This window comes from Vitreoscilla filiformis, assembly GCF_002222655.1.
GTDB classification, from domain to species: domain Bacteria; phylum Pseudomonadota; class Gammaproteobacteria; order Burkholderiales; family Burkholderiaceae_C; genus Ideonella; species Ideonella filiformis.
Genome location: NZ_CP022423.1, coordinates 240,798 through 264,187, shown reverse-complemented (window position 1 = coordinate 264,187; position 23,390 = coordinate 240,798). Strand labels below are relative to the sequence as shown.

Sequence of the window (23,390 nt, the reverse complement as noted above, 5' to 3'; positions counted from 1 at the left end):
GAATCGGTTACTTCTTGCGGGGCGCCAGCACCATGATCATCTGGCGACCTTCCAGCTTGGGCATGTGCTCGACGATGGCCACATCGGCCAGCTCGTCGCGGATGCGCTCCAGCATGCGCATGCCGATTTCCTGGTGGGTGATTTCCCGGCCCCGGAAACGCAGCGTGACCTTGCCCTTGTCGCCGTCTTCGGCGATGAAGCGGCGCAGGTTGCGCATTTTGATGTCGTAGTCGTTGTCATCGGTGCCAGGACGGAATTTGACTTCCTTGACTTCGATGACCTTCTGCTTGGCCTTGGCTTCCGCAGCGCGCTTTTGTTCTTGGTATTTGAACTTGCCGTAGTCCATCAGCCGGCACACCGGCGGATCGGCCTGGGCGGCAATTTCAACCAAGTCCACATCGGCCTCGGCCGACAGGCGCAAGGCTTCCTGGATGCTGACGATGCCCAGCGGCTCGTTGTTCACGCCATTCAGGCGCACGACGGGCACATTGATCTCGCGGTTGAGTCGGTGCTTGCGCTCAACATTGGGCATCCGACGGTCGGCAAAGGTAGCGATGGTGCAAACCCCTCAAGCAGGCCCGAGGCAAGACGGGCCTGAAACAATGATTCGGCGCGACAAAAGCCCGTGGCCGTCAGCGCTTGGCGGTGATGTCGGCGGCGACTTTCGCTTGGAAGTCTGCCAGCGCCATCACGCCAAGATCTTGATTACCCCGGGCGCGCACCGCAACGGCTCCGTTTGCCTTCTCCTTGTCACCTACGACAAGGATGTACGGAACCTTCTGCAAGGAAAACTCGCGGATTTTATACGTGATTTTATCGCTGCGTAAATCTGCGACGGCCCTAACTCCTTGTTTTTGCAGCGCCTGAACCACATCGCGCACGTAATCGCTTTGGGCATCGGTGATGCTGGCCACGCCGACCTGCACTGGCGCCAGCCAAGCCGGCAGCGCACCGGCGTGCTGCTCGATCAAAATCCCGATGAAACGCTCCAAGCTGCCCACGATGGCGCGGTGCAACATCACCGGGCGATGGCGCGTGCCGTCTTCGCCCACAAACTCCGCATCCAGGCGCTCAGGCAGGTTCGGATCGACCTGAATCGTGCCGCATTGCCATGGCCGGCCCAAGGCGTCTTTCAGGGTGTATTCGATCTTCGGGCCATAGAACGCACCTTCTCCCGGCAGGTATTCGAACTCGCAGCCCGAGGCGCGCAGACCCTCGGCCAGGGCGTTTTCGGCCTTGTCCCAGCTTTCTTCGGAGCCAATGCGCTTTTCCGGGCGGGTGGAGAGTTTGTAGATGATCTCGGTAAAACCGAAATCCTTGTAGACCTTTTGCAGCAGCGAGGTGAAAGCCGTCACTTCGGCTTGAATTTGGCTTTCGGTGCAGAAGATGTGGCCATCATCTTGAGTGAAGCCACGCACGCGCATGATGCCGTGCAGGCCGCCCGTGGGCTCGTTGCGGTGGCATTGGCCGAACTCACCGTAGCGCAGCGGCAGGTCGCGGTAGCTCTTGATGCCTTGCTTGTAGATGAGGATGTGCCCCGGGCAGTTCATCGGCTTCAGGGCGTAATCACGCTTTTCTGATTCCGTGGTGAACATGTTTTCGCGGTACTTGTCCCAGTGGCCGGTTTTTTCCCACAGGCTCTTGTCGAGGATCTGCGGGCCTTTCACCTCCTGGTAGCCGTTCTCGCGGTAGACGCGGCGCATGTACTGCTCCACCTCTTGCCACAGCGTCCAGCCCTTGGGGTGCCAGAACACGGTGCCGGGGGAGTGCTCATCCAGGTGGAACAAGTCCAGCTCGCGGCCCAGGCGGCGGTGGTCGCGCTTCTCGGCTTCTTCGAGCATGGTCAGGTACTTTTGCAAGTCGTCCTTGCTTGTCCAGGCGGTGCCGTAGATGCGCTGCAACTGTTCGTTGCGATGATCGCCACGCCAGTAAGCGCCGGCCACCTTCATCAGTTTGAAGTGCTTGAGTTTGCCGGTGCTGGGCACGTGCGGGCCACGGCACAAGTCTTCGAACGCACCTTCGCGGTACAGGGACACGTCTTGATCCGCCGGAATGGCTTCGATCAGCTCGGCTTTGTAGGCTTCACCCAAGCTCTTGAAGTAGGCGACGGCCTCGTCACGCGGCAGCACGCGGCGCACCACGCGCTCGTCCTTCTTGGCCAGCTCCTGCATCTTCTTTTCGATGGCGGCCAGATCGTCCGGGGTGAAGGGACGCTTGTAGGCGAAGTCGTAATAAAAGCCGTGTTCGATCACCGGGCCGATGGTGACTTGCGCTTCGGGGAACAGCTCTTTCACCGCATAGGCCAGCAAGTGCGCGGTGGAGTGGCGGACCAGCTCCAAACCCGCCGCATCCTTGTCGGTGACGATGGCCAAGGCGGTGTCGGTGTCGATCAAGTGGCTGGTGTCCACGAGGCGAGCGGCGTCGCCGGTGCCCACGCGGCCCCCCAAGGCGGCTTTGGCCAAACCGGGGGCGATGGAAGCAGCGATCTCGGCGACAGTGAGCGGGCCGGGGTATTCGCGCTGGGCGCCATCCGGCAGGGTGATCGTGAGCATGGACAACTCCTTGGGGTGCCGGGCATCCGGCAAGGGCGAAAAAGGGTGAGCAGAAAAGCAAAACGCGGCCAAGGGGCCGCGTTCGATGCAACAAAAGGGGACGACGAACGGAGGCCGACTAAAACTCTTCCAAGGTGAAGGTCGTCGTTCGCGGTGTCATAACCCGTGCTGCCTTTCTCGGTTCTGCTGTGATGAATGAACCGGCGAGTATAGGCGCTGGGCCAGCACCTCCCGCAACAGTTCCCGCCGAATCGTCCGATTGCTGACCGTGGCGGGCTGTGTCCACCACCAGCCATCGTGGCGCATGGCGTGGGCAGCGGCAACGAAACGATCGGCCACAGCGGCGAAATCATCGTCGGTGTAATTCAGGCTGAAGATGAAACGGCCACTGCCGACCCAACTCAGCAGCAAACCCTGGTCGCGCAGATAAAACTGCAACAGCCAGTTGTAGCGGCTTGGGTGGGTGTAAATCACCGTCCAGATGCTGGACAAGTTGGCCACGCGCACCGGCAAATCGGCGGCTTCCAAGCGTGCGTTGAGCTGGGCGGCGCGGGCGTTCCAGCGTTCATCCAAACCGTCGTAGAGCGCACGCACTTCGGGACGCTCCATCTGGTCGAGGAAAGCCGCCATGCTGGCCATGACGTAAGGGTGTGCGTTGAAGGTGCCTCGGGCAAAACAAATGTCCGCTGGGCGCTCCGGACGGAAGCGCCGCATCAGCGCAGCCCGGCCACAGACGACCCCCACCGGCAAGCCACCGCCCAGGGTTTTGCCGTAGGTCACCATGTCCGCTTGCACACCGAAGTAGGCCTGTGCCCCGCCCGGTGCCAAGCGAAACCCGACAAACACCTCGTCAAAAATCAGCACGATGCCGCGTTCGGTGCAAACCTCGCGCAACTGTTGGAGCCAGGCGGTGTAAGCCGCACGGTCAAAACCGGCTCGCCGACTGGAGTCTACGAGGGACGAATCCCCCGGCGCGGGGCTGTTGGGGTGCAGCGCTTGCAGGGGGTTGATGAGCACGCAGGCGATGTCGGTGCGGGTGCGCAGCACATGCAGGCTGCGCGGGTTCATGTCGGACAGGGTGTAGGTTTCGCGTGGCGGCAAAGGGTTGCCGGGGCCGGGCTGCACGTCTTCCCACCAGCCGTGGTACGCCCCGCAAAAGCGCACCAGATAACGCCGTCGGGTGTGGTAACGCGCCAAACGCACCGCTTGCATCACGGCTTCTGTGCCAGACATGTGGAAAGACACCTCGTCCAACCCCGAGATGGCCTTCAGGCGCCGCACGTTGTCCAGCACGCAGGGGTGGTAGCTGCCCAGCACGGGGCCCAGCGCTTCGGCGCGGCGGGCGCCTTCGGCGATGCAGTGTTTGTAGGCGTCGTAACCCAGGACGTTGACGCCGTAGGAGCCCGTCAAATCGTAGAACCACTGGCCGTCCAGGTCTTGCACCTGCACGCCCTGGCTGGCTTGCACGACGTTGCCCAGCGGCAGCCGCTCGCTCACCAGCGCACTGAATTGGAACGGCACCCGATAACGGCGGGTGAATTGCGCATCGGCCAGCCCTGCGCGCACGTCGGCGGTGGCGGCGATGCTGAGAGGGTGGCGCGCTGCCAAGCGTTGCCCGAGCGCAGTCAAGCCGGCACGACGCTGCGCTACCAACTCGGCGGGGGCGGCATCGGCGTTGAAGAACGGGGCATCGTCATAGCTGTAGCCGGGCAACCAGCGTGCCACCCGTTGCGCCCAGCGTGAATGGCCCGCCAAGCCCGGCTGTTTGGCCAGCGACAGTTCCAGCCGGCGCTTGGCACGCGGCAGCAGCACCACCAGCGCAGCCAAAGCCAGGGCGGTCAAAGGGGAGGTGAAAGCATCCATGCCGGCGGTGTACCGGCCCGGGGTGACAGCGCTGTGACGTGTCCAGCGGGCACCCTGCCCGTGGATGGCTGCCGGAGGTCAGAGCCGATCGGCGCCCGCACTTTTGACCGTCGCCACATAGCCCCGGTCATGCACGCGGATGTGGCTGAACAGCCAGTTTTCCAACAGTGCCAACAAGCTGGTTAGCGTATCCGCGCCGCGCCGGTACTGTTCGTGAATGGTGTGGAGCTTGTCGATGAACCCCCGGTGTATCCCTTGGTGGGTTTCGAGCAAACGGTAGCCTGCTCGCTCCAGCATCTTTTCTTCTTCAGAGAAGTGGTAACGGGTATAGGCAATCAGGCGCCCCATCACGTCAGAAACGCTGTCGCGTGTGCCGCTGGCCCGATCCACGGCGTGCAAGTCGTTGATGCAATCGACGATTTTGCGGTGCTGCTCGTCCACCCAACCGATGCCTGTGTCCAGGTCGCTGGTCCACTCGATGAAAGCCATGGCTACCCGATCTCTTGTGAGTCTAAGAGCCGGGATCGTATCCCCCGAAAGCTGTATGGACATTGACATGCAACCTCCGGATTTCTACTGAGTCACCGCTTGCTGTTGGTGCTGGTGCCACAGCGTCATGGCCCTGACATGCGCATGCCGTGTCATGGACAGCCCATCGTCACCGCAGGGCCTTGCCGTTGAAATCGCTGATCCAAGCCATCACCCAGCAGGAAGACCTTAACTTCCTCCTCACCAACCGCGTCCCGCGCCAAGCACTGACCCATTTCATGGGTTGGTTCAGCCAGATCGAATCGCCCGTGCTCACCCGGGCCGCGATTGCCGTGTGGCGTTTGTTTTCCGATCTTGATGTGAGTGAGTCGCGCCAGACCCACTTTCGCAGCTTGATGGAATGCTTCACACGGGAACTGCGGCCCGGCGCCCGCCCGATCGACCCCGACCCAACGGTGTTGAGCAGCCCTTGTGACGCCATCGTCGGCGCTTGTGGCCCCGTGCGGGGCACGGAGGTGTTTCAGGCCAAGGGCTTCCCGTACACCCTGGCCGAGCTGTTCGGCCCGACGCAGGACACCACGCCATTTCACGACGGTGAGTTCATCACCCTGCGCCTGACCTCCAGCATGTACCACCGCTTCCATGCGCCTTTTGAGGGGCAGATGGAGCACGTCACCTACCTCAGCGGGGACACCTGGAACGTCAACCCCATCGCCTTGAAGCGGGTGGAAAAACTCTACTGCCGCAACGAACGCGCCGTGCTGAGGATGCGCCTGGCCTCAGGCCATCCCATTGCGCTGGTGCCGGTGGCGGCGATTTTGGTGGCCAGCATCCGTTTGCACTGCCTGGATGTGTTGTTGCATCTGCGCTACCGAGGTCCGAACGAAATGCCCACCCAAGCGCGCTTCACCAAGGGCCAAGAATTGGGCTGGTTCCAGCACGGCTCGACCATCATCGTGTTCGTGCCGCCGGGGTTTACGCGGTGTGCGGGCATTGAGACGGGAGCACGCCTTCGCATGGGTCAGGCACTGGCGCGGCTGCCGGCGCACTGCGATCGATGATCTCCAGCCGACCGTCGGGGTGTTCCACCAAGGCGGTCAGGCTTTCCACCCAGTCGCCGTCGTTGCAGTAGAGGATGCCGTCGATCTCGCGTATCTCCGCGTGGTGGATGTGGCCGCACACCACGCCCTGCACGCCACGCTTGTGCGCTTCGCGGGCCACGGCCACTTCGAAATCACTGACGTAACTCACCGCCCGCTTGACTTTGAGCTTGAGGTACTTGGACAGGCTCCAATACGGCAACCCTGCCCGCGCCCGCGCCCGGTTCAACCAGCGGTTGACTTTGAGGGTGAATTCGTATGCACTGTCGCCCACGTAGGCCAGCCACTTGGCGCACTGGATCACGCCGTCGAACAAGTCGCCGTGCAGCACCCAGAGGCGCCGACCATCCGCCGTGGTGTGAACCACCTCGTTGAGCACTTCGACGCCGCCAAAGTGGTGGGTGGCGTAACGGCGTGCAAACTCATCGTGATTGCCCGGTACGAACACCACCCGCGTGCCCTTGCGCGCTTTGCGCAGGATTTTTTGCACCACATCGTTGTGCGCTTGAGGCCAGTACCAACTGCGGCGCAGTTGCCAGCCATCGATGATGTCGCCCACCAAATAGAGGGTGTCGCATTCCACATCGCGCAAAAACTGCAACAGTGCTTCGGCTTGGCAGCCCGGCGTGCCCAGGTGCAAATCGGAGATCCAAACCGTCCGCACCTGCAAAGGGGTGGGTGTCGGGGCGGGCAGGGAAGCGTCTTCTGGGCGCATGAGGGGACATCCTGAAAAGGGGGGCAGTCCCCCGCGAGGATGCGCAGCGCCCGTGACGCAGCGATGAAGTCAGTCCCGTGCCCAGGCCCAGCGTGCGGCCATCCAACGCTGCAACCATGGCATCAGGGACATCCACAGCGGATTGAGCGCGATCGACAGCAATGCGCCCGCCACGATCAGGCTTTGAGCTTCGGGTGGCAGCACCCCCAAGCTGCCCCCCAACCCGACCAAAATGAACGAAAACTCGCCCACTTGGGCCAAACTGGCAGCAATCCCCAGGGCTTGGCTCAATGGCCGGCGCAGCGCCAGCACCCACGCGGCTGCCACCACGGACTTGCCCAGCACGATCACCCCCGTGACCCCGAGCACTTGCACCGGTCGCTCCAGCAGCACCAGCGGGTCGAACAGCATCCCCACCGAGACGAAAAACAACACCGCGAAAGCATCCCGAAAGGGCAAGGATTCTTCGGCGGCGCGATGGCCAAAATCCGATTCACGCAGCACCAAGCCAGCAAAAAAAGCCCCCAGCGCCACCGACACGCCAAACAACGCCGCCGCGCCCGAGGCGATGCCCACGGCCACAGCAACCACGCACAGGTTGAACAATTCGCGTGAGTTGGTGCGGGCGATTTGCTGCAACAGCCAAGGCAGGGCTCGCCGACCGACCAGCAACATCACCGCCACGAAAGCCCCCACCGTGAGCAGCGTACGTGCCAGGGTGAGCAGCACAGTGTGGGTGTCGGGCGGGGTGGTGTGGCCTGGCGCGGTGACCAAAGCGGGCAACAGCACCAACACCAGCACCATGGCCAAGTCTTCCACCACCAGCCAACCGATGGCGATGCGGCCATGCTCAGACGCCAGTTCTCCCCGGGCCTCCAAAGCGCGCAGCAACACCACCGTGCTGGCCACGGACAGCGCCAACCCAAACACCACCGCCCCCGCCCACGACCAGCCCCAGTGCCACGCCAACCACGCGCCCAGCGCCGTGGCTACGCCGATTTGCACCACCGCGCCGGGCACTGCGACGCGCCGCACCGCCAGCAGGTCGGTCAGCGAAAAATGCAGGCCCACGCCGAACATCAGCAGCATCACCCCGATTTCGGCCAACTGCGCTGCCAGGCCCACATCGGCCACGTATCCGGGGGTGTGTGGCCCCAGCAACACGCCAGCCAACAAATAACCCACCAAAGCGGGCAGTTGCAGCCGCGCTGCGATGAAACCCAGCACCAGCGACAACCCAAGGGCAGAGGCCAAGGTGGTGATCAAGGGCATGTCGGTGTGCATGGCGATGGGGGCTCCTTTCTGGGGCTGCGGGGCGTCAAATAGGTAAATGTGAGGTGGAACGGCACCCCTGGCGGAAGTTCCCCTCCTTGGAGCGACAGAATCTCATCCCATGAACATCATCATTTTGGGTGCTGGCCGCGTGGGCCAAAGCGTCGCGGAGAGCTTGGTCTCTGAGCACAACGACATCACCGTCATCGACACCGACCCGCAGCGCCTGCGCCTGCTGCAAGACCGGTTGGATCTGCGCGGCGTGGTGGGTAACGGCATCCAGCCCTCGGTGTTGGCCCAAGCGGGAGCGCACGATGCAGACATGGTGATCGGTTGTGCTGCCGCCGACGAAACCAACCTCGTGGTCTGCAAGGTGGCGCACGACGTGTTCAACGTGCCCACCCGCATTGCGCGCCTGCGCTCCCCCGAGTTTGAGCAGCATGTCGAGATGATGGGCGCGACGGGTTTTGCCGTCGATCAAGTGATTTGCCCAGAGGCGTCGGTGACGGCCTCGATTCGCCAGCTCATCGAATTTCCGGAAGCGTTGCAGGCGGTGACGTTTGCACGCGGGCTGGTGAGTTTGATCGTGGTGCGAGCGTCGGAAGGGGGCTTGCTGGTGGGGCATCGCTTGGACGAAATTCCCGCCCTGCTGCCCGACTTGGATGCCCGCGTGGTGGCGATTTACCGCCAAGAGCAAGCCCTGCCGCGTTTGGAGGGACAGACGCGCATCGCCATCGGGGATGAGGTGTTTGTGCTGGCCCCGACGGCGCAGATCCGCGCCACGCTGGCGGCTTTGCATGAAGCTGAGGGCCGCCCCGTGCGGCGTTTGATGCTGGCCGGTGGCGGCAAAGTGGGGCTGCGCCTGGCGCGTGAGCTGTGTCAGACCCATGAACTCAAGCTGATTGAGCACGATCGAGCCCGCTGCGATTACCTCGCCACCCAACTGCCGGCGGCCACCTTGGTGCTGCACGGCGACTGCACGGACGAAGATTTGCTGGAGGACGAAAACGTCGGTGACATGGACTTGTTCGCCGCCCTCACCGACGACGACGAGGACAACATCATGGCTTGCCTGCTGGCCAAACGCATGGGCGCACGCCGGGTGCTGGCCCTGATCAACCGCAGTGCCTATGCCGACTTGGTGCAGGGCACGAAGATCGACATTGCCATTTCGCCGGCGTCGGCGGTGATCGGTGAGTTGCTCGCCTACGTGCGGCGCGGCGACGTGGAGGCCGTTCATAGTTTGCGCCGAGGCGCCGCCGAAGCGCTGGAAGCGGTGGTGCGTGGCGACGCCAAAAGCTCCCGTTTGGCTGGACGCCGCATCGGGCAACTCAAACTGCCGCCCGGGGTGCAAGTCGGCGCGTTGGTGCGCGGCCTGCACACCGAAGACGGCGCCGAAACCCCAGACACCCACGATGCCCAGGTGCTCATGGCCCACCATGACACGCTCATCGAACCCCTCGATCACGTCATCGTGTTCGTGCCGAAAAAGCGCATGGTGCGCGACGTTGAAAAGCTGTTCCAAGTCAGCCCGACCTTTTTCTGATCGAGACGCTCGCCATGCGCCATTACTTTCCGGTCTTCACCGTGCTGGGCGGTGTGTTGATGCTGTTCGCCCTCACCATGATCGTGCCGCTGGGGTTTGCCTGGTTTGGGCACGATGCGGGTTTGTCGGCCTACGCCACGGCGCTGCCGGTGACGTTTGTGTGCGGTTTGGGTTTATGGGCCGCGTGTGTCAAAGAACGCCGCGAGCTGCGCCCGCGTGATGGTTTTTTGCTCGTCACCCTGGTGTGGACGGTGTTGCCAGCGTTTGGCATGTTGCCGTTGTGGCTGCACATCCCGGGCCTGAGCGTCACGGATGCTTACTTTGAAGCGATGTCTGGCCTCACCACCACTGGCGCCACCGTGTTGACGGGGCTGGACACGCTGCCTGCTTCGATCAACGTCTGGCGTTGTTTCATGGTGCTGCTGGGCGGCATGGGGATTTTGGTGCTGGTGGTGGCGATTTTGCCGATGCTGGGGGTCGGGGGGAGCCAAGTGCTCAAAGCCGAAACGCCCGGCCCGATGAAGGATGAAAAGCTCACCCCCCGCATCGCGGAAACGGCGCGTGGGCTGTGGACGGTGTATTTCGTGCTGGCCACGTCGTGCATGTTGGCGCTGCGCTGGGCGGGCTTGAGCTGGACGGACGCCTTCATGCACATGTGTTCGATCATGGGCTTGGGTGGTTTTGCCGCCTACGACGCCAGTTTTGGTGCATTCAACTCGGGGCGGGTTGAATTGGTGGCCATTGTGTTCATGCTGCTGGCCGGGGTGAATTTTGGGCTGTACTTCCTGGCGTGGCGGCAACAATCGCTGCGGGTGGTGTGGCGTGATCTGGAAGCCCGGTTGTTTTGGGCTTTGATGGCGGGCAGCGTGCTGTTGGTGGCGGTTTTTCTGTACGCTCACCAGGTGTATCCGGACTTTTTCACGGGCTTGCGCCACGCGGCGTTCAGTGTGGTGTCGATCGCCACCACGACCGGATTTGCCACGGTCGATTACGCCCAATGGCCGATTTTTGCCCCGGTGCTGATGCTGGGTTTGTGTGGTTTTGCCACGTGTGCGGGCTCGACGGGCGGCGGCATCAAACTGGTGAGAAGCCTGCTGTTGTGGAAGCAAGCGCAGCGAGAATTCACGCGCATCGTGCATCCGCGTGCGGTGGTGCCGGTGACGTGGGGCGGGAGTGTCGTGGCGCCGGAAGTGTTGGCCTCGGTGCAGGCGTTCATGCTGATTTACGGCGCGGTGATGACCGTGGCCACCATGCTGCTGCTGCTCACCGGGTTGGATGTGGTGACCGCATTCACCGCTGTGGTGGCCTGTTTGAACAACACCGGCCCTGGGCTGGGCCAAGTGGGGCCTTCCGGCAACTACCAGGGTTTGAGCGACGTGCAAACCTGGATTTGCACCCTCTCCATGCTGCTCGGGCGTTTGGAGTTGCTCTCGGTGCTGGTGCTGCTGACGCCGGGGTTTTGGCGTAAATGAGGTTTGGCTGGTGGCCTCTCACGGGCGGCGTGAGCGAGCCACCCAGCCAAACAGCGCCAGTCCGAGCAGAAACAGAGCTTGCGTGCTCGGTTCGGGCACCACGGAAATGGCCCCAGGCGTGGTGTAGTGGTAAGTGACGTCCAAGGCCGCATCGGCGGACTGCGCGAACGTCACCACCGCTGCGCCCGTGCCGGTGTAGGACGACCCACCCACCACGTTCACCCCGAACGCCAGTTGCCCGCTGCCGATGAAAGCTTCCAGCCCGGATGTCAACGTGATGCTGTTGGCGTAAGCCCCGGTGGCGTTGGTGAAAGTAGCACCCGACGCGCCGCCGTAATCCACGCTGCCGTCAAACCCTGCCGCGTTGAAAACATGCGCAGCGGTGGCCGATCCTGTGAGGTTCCACACCGTGCTGTTCAGGTTGTAAGTGGCCGTGCCGGCCAAGTTGAGGGTGCCGGCGGAGGCCAGATTTTCTGCGGCCAGCGTGCCGGTGTTGTGTCCGGAAAAACTCAGCGTCACGCTGGTCAGGGTGCCCAGGCTGCTGTCGAATTGGGAGATGAACAGCGTGTCCTGCCAGTTGGGCACCTGGGTGGCGGCGCTGTCGCTGAACGACAGCGAGGCCGCATCACCTGGCCCCGCGACCGCTGCCGCGCTCCCCGCCACAGCCGACACAACCGCCAAACGGCGCAGCCAACGATGCGATGCAGACAAGAGGTTCATGGTGGGCTCTCAGAAGAAAGGTTGTTACGTTTGTTACTGGCCTCTATTCTGAAAAACACCGGGGGGGCAATCGTGTCGAAGTCGTGCCGGGTTTGTGGCACCGATGACCCAGTTGGCCGTGTGCGCCCAGCATGGGCATCGCCGCGAGACGCGCCGGCACTGGATGGTGATCCGATGGTCTAGGGTAGATGTGGCGCTTGTGGATCGACCGCCCACTGCGGGCCAGCATGGTGGGTGGTGTGGGAGTTGGGGGCTAAAGACCCCCGGCTACCCGATTAGCGTTATGCCTTTTTGACAAATTCAGATTTCAATTGCATGGCACCAACGCCATCAATTTTGCAATCAATGTCGTGATCGCCTTCAATAATCCTGATATTTTTTGCTTTGGTGCCAACTTTGATTACAAGTGATGATCCTTTCACTTTTAAATCTTTAATCAAAGTTACCGTGTCACCATCAGTCAGGATATTTCCATTCGCATCACGAACAACTTTCTCTTTTTCTGTTGGTTCTTCTGTCGATTGATTTGTCCATTCGTGCGAACATTCTGGACAAATGAAAAGACCACCATCTTCATATCCGTATTCAGAACCACATTTCGGGCATTTGGGGATTGTGCTCATTATGTATGCCAATGACAGCTAAAAAATACAAACAACGAGAAGGCTTTGTCCATCTCGTCCTGTTCGGTACGCCAGTATACAATAAAACTGGTACAAAGCCCCTCAATTTCACTGCATTGTGAAAAATATTCGAATATCTATAAAATAGAATCGCTGTGAGTTGTTGATTTATATATGGGGTTCGATGGTGGTGTGAAGCTTATTTTGCGTAAGTACTAAACAAATTGCAATGGCTTTTGGGTGTGATATGAATTTTTCGGTTTTTTCTTAGTGGTTCTCACACTGCATACGAGCCATTCGATTGCTGACTTCTGGATCATTGTATGGACTCCAGTCAGAAGTATATGGAAGTCCGAGCCATGTGGAAACAAATGCCCATATTTGCTCGTCGATCTCTACTGATTCCATTTCTGAGCATTGATCAGCACAAAAATATATCCGCGCAATGAACTCGTAGAGATCTTTTGGCAACGCCTTTTTTTGCTCTGATCCCACCGTGATGATTTCAATTGCGGTTGGCCACAAAGTCTTAGATGCTGGGTTTTTTAATAATTCGTACGCGAATGTCATTAACGCAGGCCATCCGATTTCTTTGGCAACTGCATTTGTGGCTGCATAAAAGTCTTCGTGTGATTCGTTGATTAACTGCGGAAGATTGTGTGGAGCGTAACTCATGCTGTAAGGTGTATCATCGATTATCTGTGGATGATATCTTGTATTGTGGCTAGCGAATCAGTTAAGGCCGTACGAGATGCTATTTCGTATTTTTGCTAACGCAAAGTTAGCCAGCGGGCATTTTGGGGCGTCAGGTGCAACGGCCTGTGTGCGCCCAGCATGGGCGTGAGCCTTATGGGGTGGAAGTCCCCTGCGGGAGTACCGGCCTGGACTCGAAGAGCGAGCAGGACAACCACGAGTCGAGGGCAAGGGCGTCGCCGCGAGGCGGGCTAGAGGAAAAAGGTGCGAGGCGACGAGAAACCACACAAAGGGGGGCCTCAGACGCGAGACGAGCCGGCACTGGATGGTGAAGTACCCGTGGTACAGCGTCTAGGCTGGATGTGGCGCTTGTGTATCGACAGTCCACGTTCTTACCTGTTGCACAAGTCGGGCCTGGTGAGCGTGGTGGCCTTATGGAAGAAGGCTCAGGGGTATATCTAAACCAGAGAGAAGCGAGCTTCGTCGAGCGAGCCGACTTGTTGAACCACCCACTGCGGGCCCGCATGGTGGGTGGTGTGGGAGCTGGGGGTTAAAGACCCCCGGCTACCCGATTAGCACTTCGCGAAGCGCCAGCTGATGGAAGAAATATTCCAAAATTTGCAGCTTCATGTAACTAAATTTCGTCCGGGTTGTGTTTTTAAACTATGAGCAATAATTTATCTTTAAATAAGTTAACGGATCAATCCGAAATGGAATAATAAATATTTGCTACTTTAGAATCGGCCAACAGAAGAAAACGAAGCCGACTAGAGTCAGTCCGGTTGAGCAGCTGATTTAGACCCGAACTGCCACCTCGCGCCCGCAATAGCGACACACCTTGGCATCAGGCTTGATGAGCTCGGCGCAATGAGGGCACTTCTTCAGACCTTCCGCAAGTTGCTGCTGCTCAATGGCTGCATTGTTTGCCTTCATGATTAAGGCGTGAGGCAATGCGATAATGAATAGCGCCGCCCCGTAGAACCACCAGAGACCGAAGGATCTACCCTTCCCGTTTGCAATTACAGCAGGAGTTCAGCCGATGAGAATTGCGATAATCAAAACTCCATATTTTCTCCAGAGCTTGGGCTAACGATCGTAGCTCTTACCACCGGTCGAAATGCTGTAAAGCCACGAGCTGTACGGCAGCCTCACCAGGATAGTGGCCTTGCCCACGACGGCGCTCATTACCATGGCTCTGCATAGTAGGCTAACGCCACTTTGTATCCTATCGCACATTGCGTCGGGACTGTCAATGAACTCGGTTTTGTTCAGGCGCATGATTACAACGGTGCGGCCCTCGGGTAATGCGCCGATTGGCGGTATCACGAAAAGCGTTAGCTGCGTGTAGATGACGATCATTGTCACCGCGAAGACGACAAGGCCGATTATTGGTTTCTGTTTCATCTCGGATTCTTCCTAGCGTCTTTGGTAGTGCTTTTTTGAAGGCTAAGTTTATTTAGCGCAATTTGTTATTGCTGCCATAAAGTGCCGTAGCTGGGTCTTATTATGCCTGCCGCAGCACCGTGTAGTCGGAATTGGTTATCGCTGTGTTACCACTTGCAGGCTTCCCGAAGTGGCTTGAGCGCCACACCAAGACCTGAAATCTGGAAAGTTGTCATCTGCGGTGAAGAATTAAATGGAACAAACTCAAATAGCAGTGTTGAACCCTCTGCCATTTTCTTCAAATTATTAATCGCTGATGGAAGAAAAAGGGCTTCTCCGTCAGTTGACTTGCTAGTCCGCAGCTTGAATGCAGGAGCTTTGTCGACGCGAAGTGTGATGGTTGCTCCGTCGATGCCGTACTCGACCGCAGGGGACATTCCAGTAACGAAGTAGGCTTCTGTTTGGCGTTCTTTGCAGCGAATTATTAGTGATGGTACGTGAGTCTTGCTGGGCCAGCCTGTGATCGCTGATTCAGCTGATAACCGAAGAACTACAGTCTTTGAATCGTCGATCTTTGAAGTTTCCGTCGAGATAACCCACTTTGAGCTTGGCGGTATGGTAGTACTTGTTGAGGGCGATGTATGCTTGGCCGCTAGCGAGTCAAAGCAAGCAAGTCTGGACGTTGGAGTCTTGTCTTTCGCGCAGGCTGCGAGGGAAGGTACTAAATCCTGCGATGCAACGCTTGTTGCAGAAAGAACAAACAGCAGTGGTAGAGCGTGCTTCATGATGGAGGTTGTCATGGCTACTGAGTTTAATTTTTTAGGGTTGTACGTTGATGATTTTTGTATTTTGCTAACGTGAAAATCACCTGCGTCGCGCAAAGCACGCGCCGGAGGTGCGGACTTTGCGTGACGTCAATTTGACCGACCTGTGCGCGCCCAGCATAGGCGTGAGCTTATAGGGTGAAATTCCCCTGTGGGAGTACCGGCCTGGACTCGAAGAGCGAGCAGGACAACCACGAGTCGAGGGCAAGGGCGTCGCCGCGAAGCGGGGTCTGGAGGAAACCGTAGACAAGAGGTGCGAGGCGACGAACAGAAACCACATCAAGGAGGCCCAGGACGCCAGACGAGCCGGCACTAAATGGTGAATTCGATGGTACAGCGTCTAGGGTAGATGTGGCGCTTGTGCATCAACAGTGTTCACGTTCTTACCTGTTGCACAAGACGGGCATGGTGAGCGTGGTGGCCCTCAGCGCCGATCGAGGTAAATCCGATCCGAGTAGGTCGCCAGCCATTGAGGCCGCAGCGCCACGAAGATGGCCGTGAACATGCCGGTGAGAAAGGCGTCACCCCAGGCGGCGAGCCAACGGCCAATCATCATGTCCCCGCCATCGCTGCCGGCGGGAACCCCTTCGACCCACAAGCCGATCCAGCCTGCCAACGAGCCTGCCAGCACCGAGCCTAAAAAGCCTCGGCCCAAAATGAACACGAACACATGATTCGGTAGCCAGCGCCGAATCAACAAGCCGATGCCAAACGCCAGCGTTCCCGGCAGCAACCCCAGCCACACCAAGCGCGACAGCCCCTCCCACCAGCTCAAATCGGCCACCACCGTGGTGAACACACTGACCGCCACCATCCCCAGCACCGCCAACGGCCAGCCCGCCAGCAGCACCAGCAAACACGCCCCCGACAAAGGCTGGATGATGGGCATGTGGGCGTATTGATCGGCGCCCCACATCAGCGGCATGACGGCCAACCAAAACAACCACGGCCACGGTGGCCCCTCAGCCTCGACAGCCCGCCAGGGCTGCAAAGCCAGCGCCAAACCAACGGCCAGCAAGGTCAACAACAAGTAGATGACGAACATCGGCGCATGCTAGCGGCCATGGGGGCACCCCGCGTGCGTTGGGTCAATCGACGGTGTATCGTCCAGCGCATGAGCACGCCCACCGCCATCGATTTTTGGTTCGATTTTTCCTCCCCCTACGCCTACATCGCCAACGAGTGGATTGACGCGCTGGCTGCGCGTCACGGACGCCCCGTGCGACGCCATGCCATCCTGCTGGGCGTGACGTTCCAAGCGGCGGAGTTGAAAAGCCCCGTCTCCTACCCCCTCAAGCGCGATTACGCCTGGCGGGACTTCGACCGCTCAGCGCGGTTCGCGGGGGTGCCGTTTCATCGCCCGGAGCCATTTCCGCTGGCCACGCACTTGGCGGCGAGGGTGTTTTGGTGGTTGCAGGACACACATGGCGAAGCCGCTGCCACAGCGTGGACGCACACCGCATTCCGTGCGGTGTTCACCCGCAACGTGCCCATCAACGACCCGGTGGCACTGCGCCAGTTGGTCAGCGAGGCGGGTTTGGACGCGGCGCAAGCACAAGCCGCGTGGAACGATCCGCTGTGGAAAGACCGCTTGCGTGCCGAAAACGATGCAGCCATCGCGCTGGGGGTGTTCGGCGCCCCGTTTTTCCGTGTGGACGGCGAACCGTTCTGGGGGAACGACCGGCAAGAGCAGTTGGCACGCTGGTTGCAGACCGGTGGTTTTTGACAGACGCTGGGCCCCTAGAATGCCCAGGTTTCTCTCGGGGCAGTTTGCATGAGCATCAAGAGTGACAAGTGGATCCGCCGCATGGCCGAACAGCACGGCATGATCGAGCCGTTCGAGCCAGGGCAAGTGCGCCACGCAGCCGATGGCCAGAAGATCGTCAGCTATGGCACGTCCAGCTACGGCTACGACATCCGCTGTGCCCGCGAATTCAAGATCTTCACCAACATCCACTCAACGGTGGTGGATCCCAAGAACTTCGACGAGAAAAGTTTTGTCTCGATCGAAAGTGACGTCTGCATCATTCCGCCCAACAGTTTTGCGCTGGCCCGCACGGTGGAATACTTCCGCATCCCGCGCAATGTGCTGACGATCTGCCTAGGGAAAAGCACGTATGCGCGCTGCGGCATCATCGTGAACGTCACGCCGTTTGAACCCGAATGGGAGGGGTATGTGACGCTGGAGTTTTCCAACACCACCCCGCTGCCTGCCAAGATCTATGCGGGAGAAGGTTGCGCCCAGGTGCTGTTCTTCGAGTCCGACGAAGTGTGTGAGACCAGCTACCGCGATCGGGGTGGCAAGTACCAAGGGCAACGCGGTGTCACCCTGCCCAAGACGTGACGGCGGCAGAAGACGCACAATGGCCACTTTCTTGTAGCTGACAAAGGAGTCCGCACCGACATGAGATCCGCTGCCCGCCCCAAAGCCCTGGTCGCTGCCTGGTTCGATTTTCTGACGCCTGGGCAGCGCCCAACCTGCGAGGCGTTGCAGGCCGCCATCCGCAACGCTGCGCCCGACGTGATGGAGGCCGTCAAGTGGGGCAACTTGGTGTTTTCGGTGCATGACGTGGTGTTCGCAGCCATCGTGCCGCACAAGGCGCACGCCAACTTGCAGATTTTCAACGGCAGCCAATTACCCCCCGGTTTGCCGCCGCTGGATGGCGTCGGGCGGGGGCCACGCACCTTGCGCTGTCGCTTCACCCAGCCTGTGGATCGGGTGGCGGTTGAAATGGTGATTAGCGCCAGTGCCGCCCTGGCCCGACGGCTGGGGCAAAGTCGCCCACCGCGTGGCGGTGGGTTTTTCTCATCCTCTGAGGGATCGCCGGATTCGATGTGAACCCGGCGGGCTGGCGCACCTGCGGCGTTAAGGCAGCAAATCGGTGTCGATGAGCAATTGGGCGGCCGAGCTGTTGTGGTTGTAGAGGGTGTAACTCTGCCCACCATAGGACAAACTGCCCGCCACACTCCAATTGCCGCTGTCTGACAGCGTCACCGAGTCCCCAGCGTCACCGGACACCATCAGTTGTTGCCGGCCAGCCGTGCTGAAGGTATTGGCTGCGCCCAGTTGCAGCACATCCAGCACCGACAGCGTCAAGACGTTGTTGCCAGAGCCTGTCAGATCGACGATGTCGATGTTCTGAATGACGGGGGTCTTGAGGGGGGTGAGGTTGAGGGTGATGCCCGCCCCGTCGATGCGCAGCGTATCGATGCCCGTGCCGCCATCCACCCGCATGACCGCTTGGCTGCCGCCCGTCTGCCCGAGGGCGGTGACGTTGCTGGCGTTGAGCACGATCACGTCATTGCCGGCGCCGCCGTAAAGCACGTCGGCCCCGCCGGCGCCGGTCAGGGTGTCATCACCCGCCCCGGCGACGATCTGGTTGTTGCCGCTGGTGCCGGTCAGCGATTCGGCGGATGAGGTGCCGATGGCGTCGCCGTCTCGGGAGTCGAACACCCACTGCGTCATGGCATCGGCACCGCCGAAGACGATGTAGCTGACGCCCGCATCGCTGCCTGCCGAGGTATCGGCATAGGGCGAGCTGACGATCAAATCATCAAAGCCGTCCCCGTCCCCGTTCACGTCGCCGGCGGTCGAAACCGAATAGCCGCTCCAATCCGCACTGGCTCCACCGCTGATCACAAACCCCGCGCTGCTCATGCCGGATGTCAGGGACGACAGTTCGACCACCGCCCCCCCAGTTTTGCCGTAAACCACGTAGCTGGTGCCGGCTTCGGCGTCTGCGCCATGCGCACCAACGATGAGGTCGTCCAAGCCATCGCCGTTCACGTCGCCGGCAGAGGACACGGCATAACCCGTCCAGTCGCCCGTGGTTTCCCCTCGGATGACGAAGCCGCCGCTGCCAGTGCCCGCCGTGAGATCCGACAGTTCTACGATGGCCCCCCCCGTTTTCCCGAACACCACATAACTGCGCCCCGTTTGGGTGCTGTTCACGGGGTCGCACGAGGCGCTGACGATCAGGTCGGCGAGGCCGTCACCGTTGACATCCCCGGCATCCGACACCGCCCAGCCGCTGAGTTCGCTGCTGGAGGCACCATCGATCACGAAGCCGGCGGTGCTGTTCCCGGTCGCCAGGTCGCTGGCATTGACCACCGATCCGTCCGTTTTGCCGAACACCACGTAGCTCCGTCCTGCGTCGGCGCCCGTGGCATCGGTGGAATGGCCGCCGATGATCAGATCGGCCAGGCCGTCGCCGTTCACATCGCCGGCAGCCGAGACCGAGAACCCGCTCTTGTCATCGGCAGCTTCGCCGTTGATGACAAACCCGGTTGTACTGGTGCCCGCCGTGAGGCTGGAGACTTCCACCACACTGCCACCGGTCTTGCCGAACACCACGTAGCTGCGCCCGGCGCCCGACTGACCATTGGGGTCACTTTGGTACGCGCCAACGATCAGGTCATCCAACCCATCGCCGTTCACATCACCCGCCGATGAGACCGAGTAGCCGCTCAGGTCACCGGTGGTTTGTCCGTTGATCACGAAACCCTGGGTGCTGCTGCCTGCTGTCAGGACGGACAAATCCAGTGCAGAACTCGCTGTTGTGCCAAACACCACATAGCTGCGCCCGGCGCCAATGCGCGAAAAACTGGGGGCTCCCCCTGGCGATCCGACGATGACATCGGCCAAGCCATCCCCATTGACATCTCCTGCATCGGAAACCGACCATCCCGCAGCCGAAGACAGTGCCTGCCCATTGATGACGAAGCCTTCGCTGTTGGTGCCCGAAGTCAACGTTGAAACATTGACCGCTGTGCTGTTCGTTTTGCCGAACACCACATAGCTGCGTCCGGCGCCATCGCCCCCGCTGGGGTCGCTGGCTGGCGCGCCGACGATCAAATCGGCCAACCCATCGCCATTGACATCCCCCGCCGAGGACACCGACCAGCCGTTCTTCTCGCCAGCCGACAAACCACGGATAACGAACCCGCCGCTGGTGGCCTCTAGGGCCGACAGCGTCACCGTCGCCGGAGTGATGTGAACCAGTCCACTGTTGAACTGCACGGCAGCGTTCACGATGATCTGGGCGGTGCCTCCCACATCGTTGTAGACGTCGTAGGTGGTGCCTCCTTGATTCAAGGTACCCACAAACGCCCATTCGCCGTTACTGCTGCTGTCCAGCGTGCTCTTGAGCACTTCGTCCTGTGCGGAGCCTTCAATCACAAGCTGGTAGCGGCTTTCGCTGGCCGACAGGCTGTAGCTGCCATTACTCCATCCCAAACTGCTGGCGTTGCCACTGTTCAGCACATTGCTGCTGGCCAAGGACACCACATCCTGCGCTTGCAGGGCCAGTTGCTGCGCGCCGCTGGCCCCCAAGTTCACTGTTTGGATGTTTTGCAACCGTGCCGTTCCCGAGCCAGTGGCATCGGTGATGGCCACCAAATCCAGCAAAGTGGCGGTGGTGGTGGCGAGGGTCAAGGTGTCCCAATCGGCGCCCCCGTCGATGGACATGGCGGCGCCGCTGCTGGTGGTCAGGGCAGTCAAATCGCTGTCCACGAGGGTGAAAACATCGGCACCGGCGGCACCCACCAGCGTGTCGACGCCCCCACCGCTCGCCAGGGTGTTGGCACCGGCGTTGCCGGTGATCACGTTGGCGCTGGTGTTGCCCGTGCCGTTCAGGGCAGAGGTCCCGGTCAGGGTGAGGTTTTCGACGCCGTTGGCGGTCAGCGTGTAGGACACCGACGCTTGGATCAGATCGACGCCTTCGCCCGCCACTTCGGTGACGATATCGCTGGTGGAATCCACCGAATAAGTGTCGTTGCCCGCACCGCCGATCAGGGTGTCCGTGCCAGCAGCGCCGGACAGGCTGTCGTTACCGGCCCCCCCCTCCAGGCGGTTGGCACCCGTGTTGCCGGTGATTACGTTGGCGCTGGCGTTGCCCGTGCCGTTCAGATCTGTGACACCGGTCAGGGTGAGGTTTTCGACGCCGTTGGTGGCCAGCGTGTAGGACACCGACGCTTGAATCAGATCTGTGCCCCCGGCCTCGGTCACGACATCGGAGAGGGAATCGACAACGTAGGTGTCATTACCGGTGCCACCGATGAGGGTGTCACTGCCGGCACCACCGTCCAAGCGGTTGGCAGCGGTGTTCCCGGTGATGACGTTAGCGCTGGTGTTGCCCGTGCCGTTCAGGGCGGAGATTCCGGTCAGGGTGAGGTTTTCGACGCCGTTGGCGGCCAGCGTGTAGGACACCGACGCTTGAATCAGATCTGTGCCCCCGGCCTCGGTCACGACATCGGAGAGGGAATCGACAACGTAGGTGTCATTACCCAGGCCACCGATGAGGGTGTCTTGGCCGCCATTGCCATTGAGCTGATTGGCTGCCGCATTTCCGGTAAGAACATTATTGGCACTGTTGCCGCTACCCTTGATGGCCTTCGTGCCTGTTAATGTCAGGTTTTCGACGTAGTTGGTCAGGGTAAATGACTGACTACTGAGCACCAAATCAATGCCTGCGTTGCGTTTTTCTATCACCCGGTCGGCGGAAGTGTCCACCACATAGGTGTCATTGCCCAATCCACCGAACAGGGTATCGATACCCCCGTTGCCATTGAGTTCATTGGCGCCAGAGTTACCGTAAATGATATTTTTGGCGTTGTTGCCAATCCCTTTGATGTTGGCAGTACCCCACAGTGCCAGGTTTTCAAAATTGCTGCCCAGTTGCCACGATACGGTGCTGCGCACGAGATCCGTGCCTTGATTGAGCCGTTCAGTTAGGCGATCAGCGGTTGAATCCACCACATAAGTGTCATTACCGAAACCACCGATCAGGGTATCTGCACCCACATTGCCGTTGAGTAAATCATGGCCCGCCAAGCCGATCAACGAATCGTTGCCTGTACTTCCTTGTAAGGTGTTGTTGCCAGCGGTACCGTACACAGTGATGCCCATGAGGTGGCTCCTCGATCAATTGGATGCATCGAATGGTAAACCGCTCCATCTTGGGGGGCATCAAAAGCTTGGGGTGACCGCGAACACCCCCCTAGCATGACGGCCTGATGGGGCTTGACCTGTCATTTTTTGAAGAGGCCGAACTGCTTAGACGAAAAAAAGCCCAAGTGAATCAACAACTTGGGCTTTTTTGTGGCGGAGGCTGTGAGATTCGAACTCACGGACGGTTGCCCGTCGACAGTTTTCAAGACTGTTGGGTTAAACCACTCCCCCAAGCCTCCGGATGTCTGGGCTCGCCAGTGCGAGCAGGGCAGGATTATGACGCAATTTTCACGCCGTCCCCCCCGGACGCTGGGCTTGCGTGCAGGCCACCTGCACCACCTCGCGCCGTCCGCCATCGATCCGCACCGCCGTCAGCGTGCCGCCCCAGACACAACCGGTGTCGATGGTCAGCAAATCCGGCCGGTTGATCAGCCCCAGGGTGGACCAGTGCCCAAACGCCACCGGTTGCCCTCGGCTGGCCCGTTCGGGGTGCTCAAACCATGGCGCAAAACCCGCTGGTGCGGCGTCGGCGCCGTCCTTGGTGGTGAACTCCAGCGTGCCATCGGCGGCGCAGAAGCGCAGGCGCGTCAGCACATTGACGATGAAACGCCAGCGCGACACCCCCATCAACCCCTCATCCCAGCGGCTGGGTTCGTTGCCGTACATCACTTCGAGGAAATGCGGCAGCGCGTCGCTGCGCAGCATGGTTTCCACTTCAGCCGCCAAACGCAGGGTGCGTGCCACATCCCACTGCGGGACGATCCCTGCGTGAACGGTGAGCCAGCCGCACGCACTGTCCGCGAGTTTGTGCTGGCGCAGCCACTCCAACCAGCCGTCGCGGGCGGGGCTGGTGAGGATGGCTTCCAGCGTGTCACTGCGGTGCGGGCGGCGCACGCCATGGGCCACCGCCAGCAGGTGCAGATCGTGGTTGCCCAGCAGGCACGTCACCGCGTCGCCCAGCCCACGCAGCCGCTCCAGCGTGGGCAGCGACGCCGGCCCTCGGTTCACCAAATCACCCAGCACATGCAGCCGATCACGGGAAGGCGAAAAATCGATTTCCGCCAAAAGTCGCTCGAAAGCGTCGCAACAGCCTTGTAAATCGCCAATCAGGTAATGCATGGGTGGGATTCTGCTACGCTCGCCCCCCATCTTTTTACCCACGAGCGGCACGGTCAACCGGGGCCGCCTG

The 23,390-nt window shown here is 60.4% G+C and carries 20 protein-coding genes and 1 tRNA gene; 6 read left to right on the top strand and 15 right to left on the bottom strand.

Annotation, left to right across the window (positions count from 1 at the left end):
* Positions 1-7: 7 nt before the first annotated feature.
* The 4 genes from infC to VITFI_RS01270 form a co-directional block, all read right to left on the bottom strand.
* Positions 8-532: a translation initiation factor IF-3 gene (gene infC / locus VITFI_RS01285; protein WP_089415457.1), complete on the bottom strand. Its 525-nt coding sequence runs from the start codon at positions 530-532 to the stop codon at positions 8-10.
* A 100-nt stretch (positions 533-632) separates the two neighbouring features.
* Entirely contained in the window at positions 633-2,552 is a 1,920-nt protein-coding gene (thrS, locus tag VITFI_RS01280) for a threonine--tRNA ligase (protein ID WP_089415456.1), read from the bottom strand.
* 156 nt (positions 2,553-2,708) lie between these two features.
* Complete coding sequence (locus VITFI_RS01275) at positions 2,709-4,415, bottom strand: aminotransferase class III-fold pyridoxal phosphate-dependent enzyme (RefSeq protein ID WP_089415455.1); 1,707 nt, start codon at positions 4,413-4,415, stop codon at positions 2,709-2,711.
* A gap of 78 nt (positions 4,416-4,493) precedes the next feature.
* The gene (locus VITFI_RS01270; RefSeq protein ID WP_157725508.1) at positions 4,494-4,904 is read right to left on the bottom strand and encodes a bacteriohemerythrin; all 411 of its coding nucleotides are present in this window, start codon (positions 4,902-4,904) and stop codon (positions 4,494-4,496) included.
* A gap of 188 nt (positions 4,905-5,092) precedes the next feature.
* On the opposite strand from VITFI_RS01270, the gene asd reads away from it, so the two are divergent.
* The gene (gene asd, locus VITFI_RS01265; RefSeq protein ID WP_198301561.1) at positions 5,093-5,965 is read left to right on the top strand and encodes an archaetidylserine decarboxylase; all 873 of its coding nucleotides are present in this window, start codon (positions 5,093-5,095) and stop codon (positions 5,963-5,965) included.
* Here asd and VITFI_RS01260 read toward each other — a convergent pair.
* Both VITFI_RS01260 and VITFI_RS01255 read right to left on the bottom strand, forming a co-directional pair.
* Complete coding sequence (locus VITFI_RS01260) at positions 5,880-6,719, bottom strand: UDP-2,3-diacylglucosamine diphosphatase (protein ID WP_089415452.1); 840 nt, start codon at positions 6,717-6,719, stop codon at positions 5,880-5,882. The genes asd and VITFI_RS01260 overlap by 86 nt on opposite strands.
* Positions 6,720-6,788: 69 nt before the next feature.
* Positions 6,789-8,003, bottom strand: coding sequence for a cation:proton antiporter (locus VITFI_RS01255; RefSeq protein ID WP_089415451.1), 1,215 nt, complete (start codon positions 8,001-8,003; stop codon positions 6,789-6,791).
* 109 nt (positions 8,004-8,112) lie between these two features.
* Here VITFI_RS01255 and trkA point away from each other — a divergent pair, with 109 nt between their 5' ends.
* Both trkA and VITFI_RS01245 read left to right on the top strand, forming a co-directional pair.
* Positions 8,113-9,537, top strand: a complete 1,425-nt coding sequence (gene trkA / locus VITFI_RS01250) for a Trk system potassium transporter TrkA (protein ID WP_089415450.1) — start codon at positions 8,113-8,115, stop codon at positions 9,535-9,537.
* A gap of 14 nt (positions 9,538-9,551) precedes the next feature.
* On the top strand, positions 9,552-11,009 hold the full coding sequence (locus VITFI_RS01245) for a TrkH family potassium uptake protein (protein ID WP_089415449.1): 1,458 nt from the start codon (positions 9,552-9,554) through the stop codon (positions 11,007-11,009).
* Between the two features lie 18 nt (positions 11,010-11,027).
* Here VITFI_RS01245 and VITFI_RS01240 read toward each other — a convergent pair whose 3' ends face one another.
* The 6 genes from VITFI_RS01240 to VITFI_RS01215 all read right to left on the bottom strand — a co-directional run bounded on the left by VITFI_RS01240 (position 11,028) and on the right by VITFI_RS01215 (position 16,297).
* On the bottom strand, positions 11,028-11,729 hold the full coding sequence (locus VITFI_RS01240) for a choice-of-anchor E domain-containing protein (RefSeq protein ID WP_089415448.1): 702 nt from the start codon (positions 11,727-11,729) through the stop codon (positions 11,028-11,030).
* Positions 11,730-12,010: 281 nt separating this feature from the next.
* Entirely contained in the window at positions 12,011-12,352 is a 342-nt protein-coding gene (locus VITFI_RS01235; RefSeq protein ID WP_089415447.1) for a zinc ribbon domain-containing protein YjdM, read from the bottom strand.
* 267 nt (positions 12,353-12,619) lie between these two features.
* Positions 12,620-13,027 (bottom strand): hypothetical protein, encoded by a 408-nt coding sequence (locus VITFI_RS17755; RefSeq protein WP_157725507.1) that lies wholly within the window; start codon positions 13,025-13,027, stop codon positions 12,620-12,622.
* Positions 13,028-13,840: 813 nt separating this feature from the next.
* On the bottom strand, positions 13,841-13,978 hold the full coding sequence (locus tag VITFI_RS18835; RefSeq protein WP_198301560.1) for a zinc ribbon domain-containing protein: 138 nt from the start codon (positions 13,976-13,978) through the stop codon (positions 13,841-13,843).
* 617 nt (positions 13,979-14,595) lie between these two features.
* Positions 14,596-15,228, bottom strand: a complete 633-nt coding sequence (locus VITFI_RS01220) for a type VI secretion system-associated protein TagO (RefSeq protein ID WP_089415445.1) — start codon at positions 15,226-15,228, stop codon at positions 14,596-14,598.
* 448 nt (positions 15,229-15,676) lie between these two features.
* A complete protein-coding gene (locus VITFI_RS01215; protein ID WP_089415444.1) occupies positions 15,677-16,297 on the bottom strand; it encodes a hypothetical protein in 621 nt (206 codons plus the stop codon).
* 69 nt (positions 16,298-16,366) lie between these two features.
* Between VITFI_RS01215 and VITFI_RS01210 the strand changes: the two genes are divergently transcribed.
* From VITFI_RS01210 to VITFI_RS01200, 3 genes are read left to right on the top strand one after another with little or no spacing between them, the layout of a single operon-like run.
* The gene (locus VITFI_RS01210) at positions 16,367-16,978 is read left to right on the top strand and encodes a 2-hydroxychromene-2-carboxylate isomerase (RefSeq protein WP_089415443.1); all 612 of its coding nucleotides are present in this window, start codon (positions 16,367-16,369) and stop codon (positions 16,976-16,978) included.
* Positions 16,979-17,026: 48 nt separating this feature from the next.
* A complete protein-coding gene (gene dcd / locus VITFI_RS01205; RefSeq protein ID WP_089415442.1) occupies positions 17,027-17,596 on the top strand; it encodes a dCTP deaminase in 570 nt (189 codons plus the stop codon).
* A 60-nt stretch (positions 17,597-17,656) separates the two neighbouring features.
* Positions 17,657-18,091: a DUF1801 domain-containing protein gene (locus VITFI_RS01200; RefSeq protein ID WP_089415441.1), complete on the top strand. Its 435-nt coding sequence runs from the start codon at positions 17,657-17,659 to the stop codon at positions 18,089-18,091.
* 27 nt (positions 18,092-18,118) lie between these two features.
* Here the strand turns inward: VITFI_RS01200 and VITFI_RS01195 are convergent, their stop codons facing one another.
* From VITFI_RS01195 to VITFI_RS01175, 3 genes are all read right to left on the bottom strand, one after another.
* Complete coding sequence (locus tag VITFI_RS01195; RefSeq protein WP_157725506.1) at positions 18,119-22,159, bottom strand: beta strand repeat-containing protein; 4,041 nt, start codon at positions 22,157-22,159, stop codon at positions 18,119-18,121.
* A gap of 193 nt (positions 22,160-22,352) precedes the next feature.
* A tRNA-Ser gene (locus tag VITFI_RS01180) sits at positions 22,353-22,440 on the bottom strand.
* A 49-nt stretch (positions 22,441-22,489) separates the two neighbouring features.
* Entirely contained in the window at positions 22,490-23,320 is an 831-nt protein-coding gene (locus VITFI_RS01175) for a symmetrical bis(5'-nucleosyl)-tetraphosphatase (RefSeq protein ID WP_089415437.1), read from the bottom strand.
* Between the last annotated feature and the right edge of the window lie 70 nt (positions 23,321-23,390).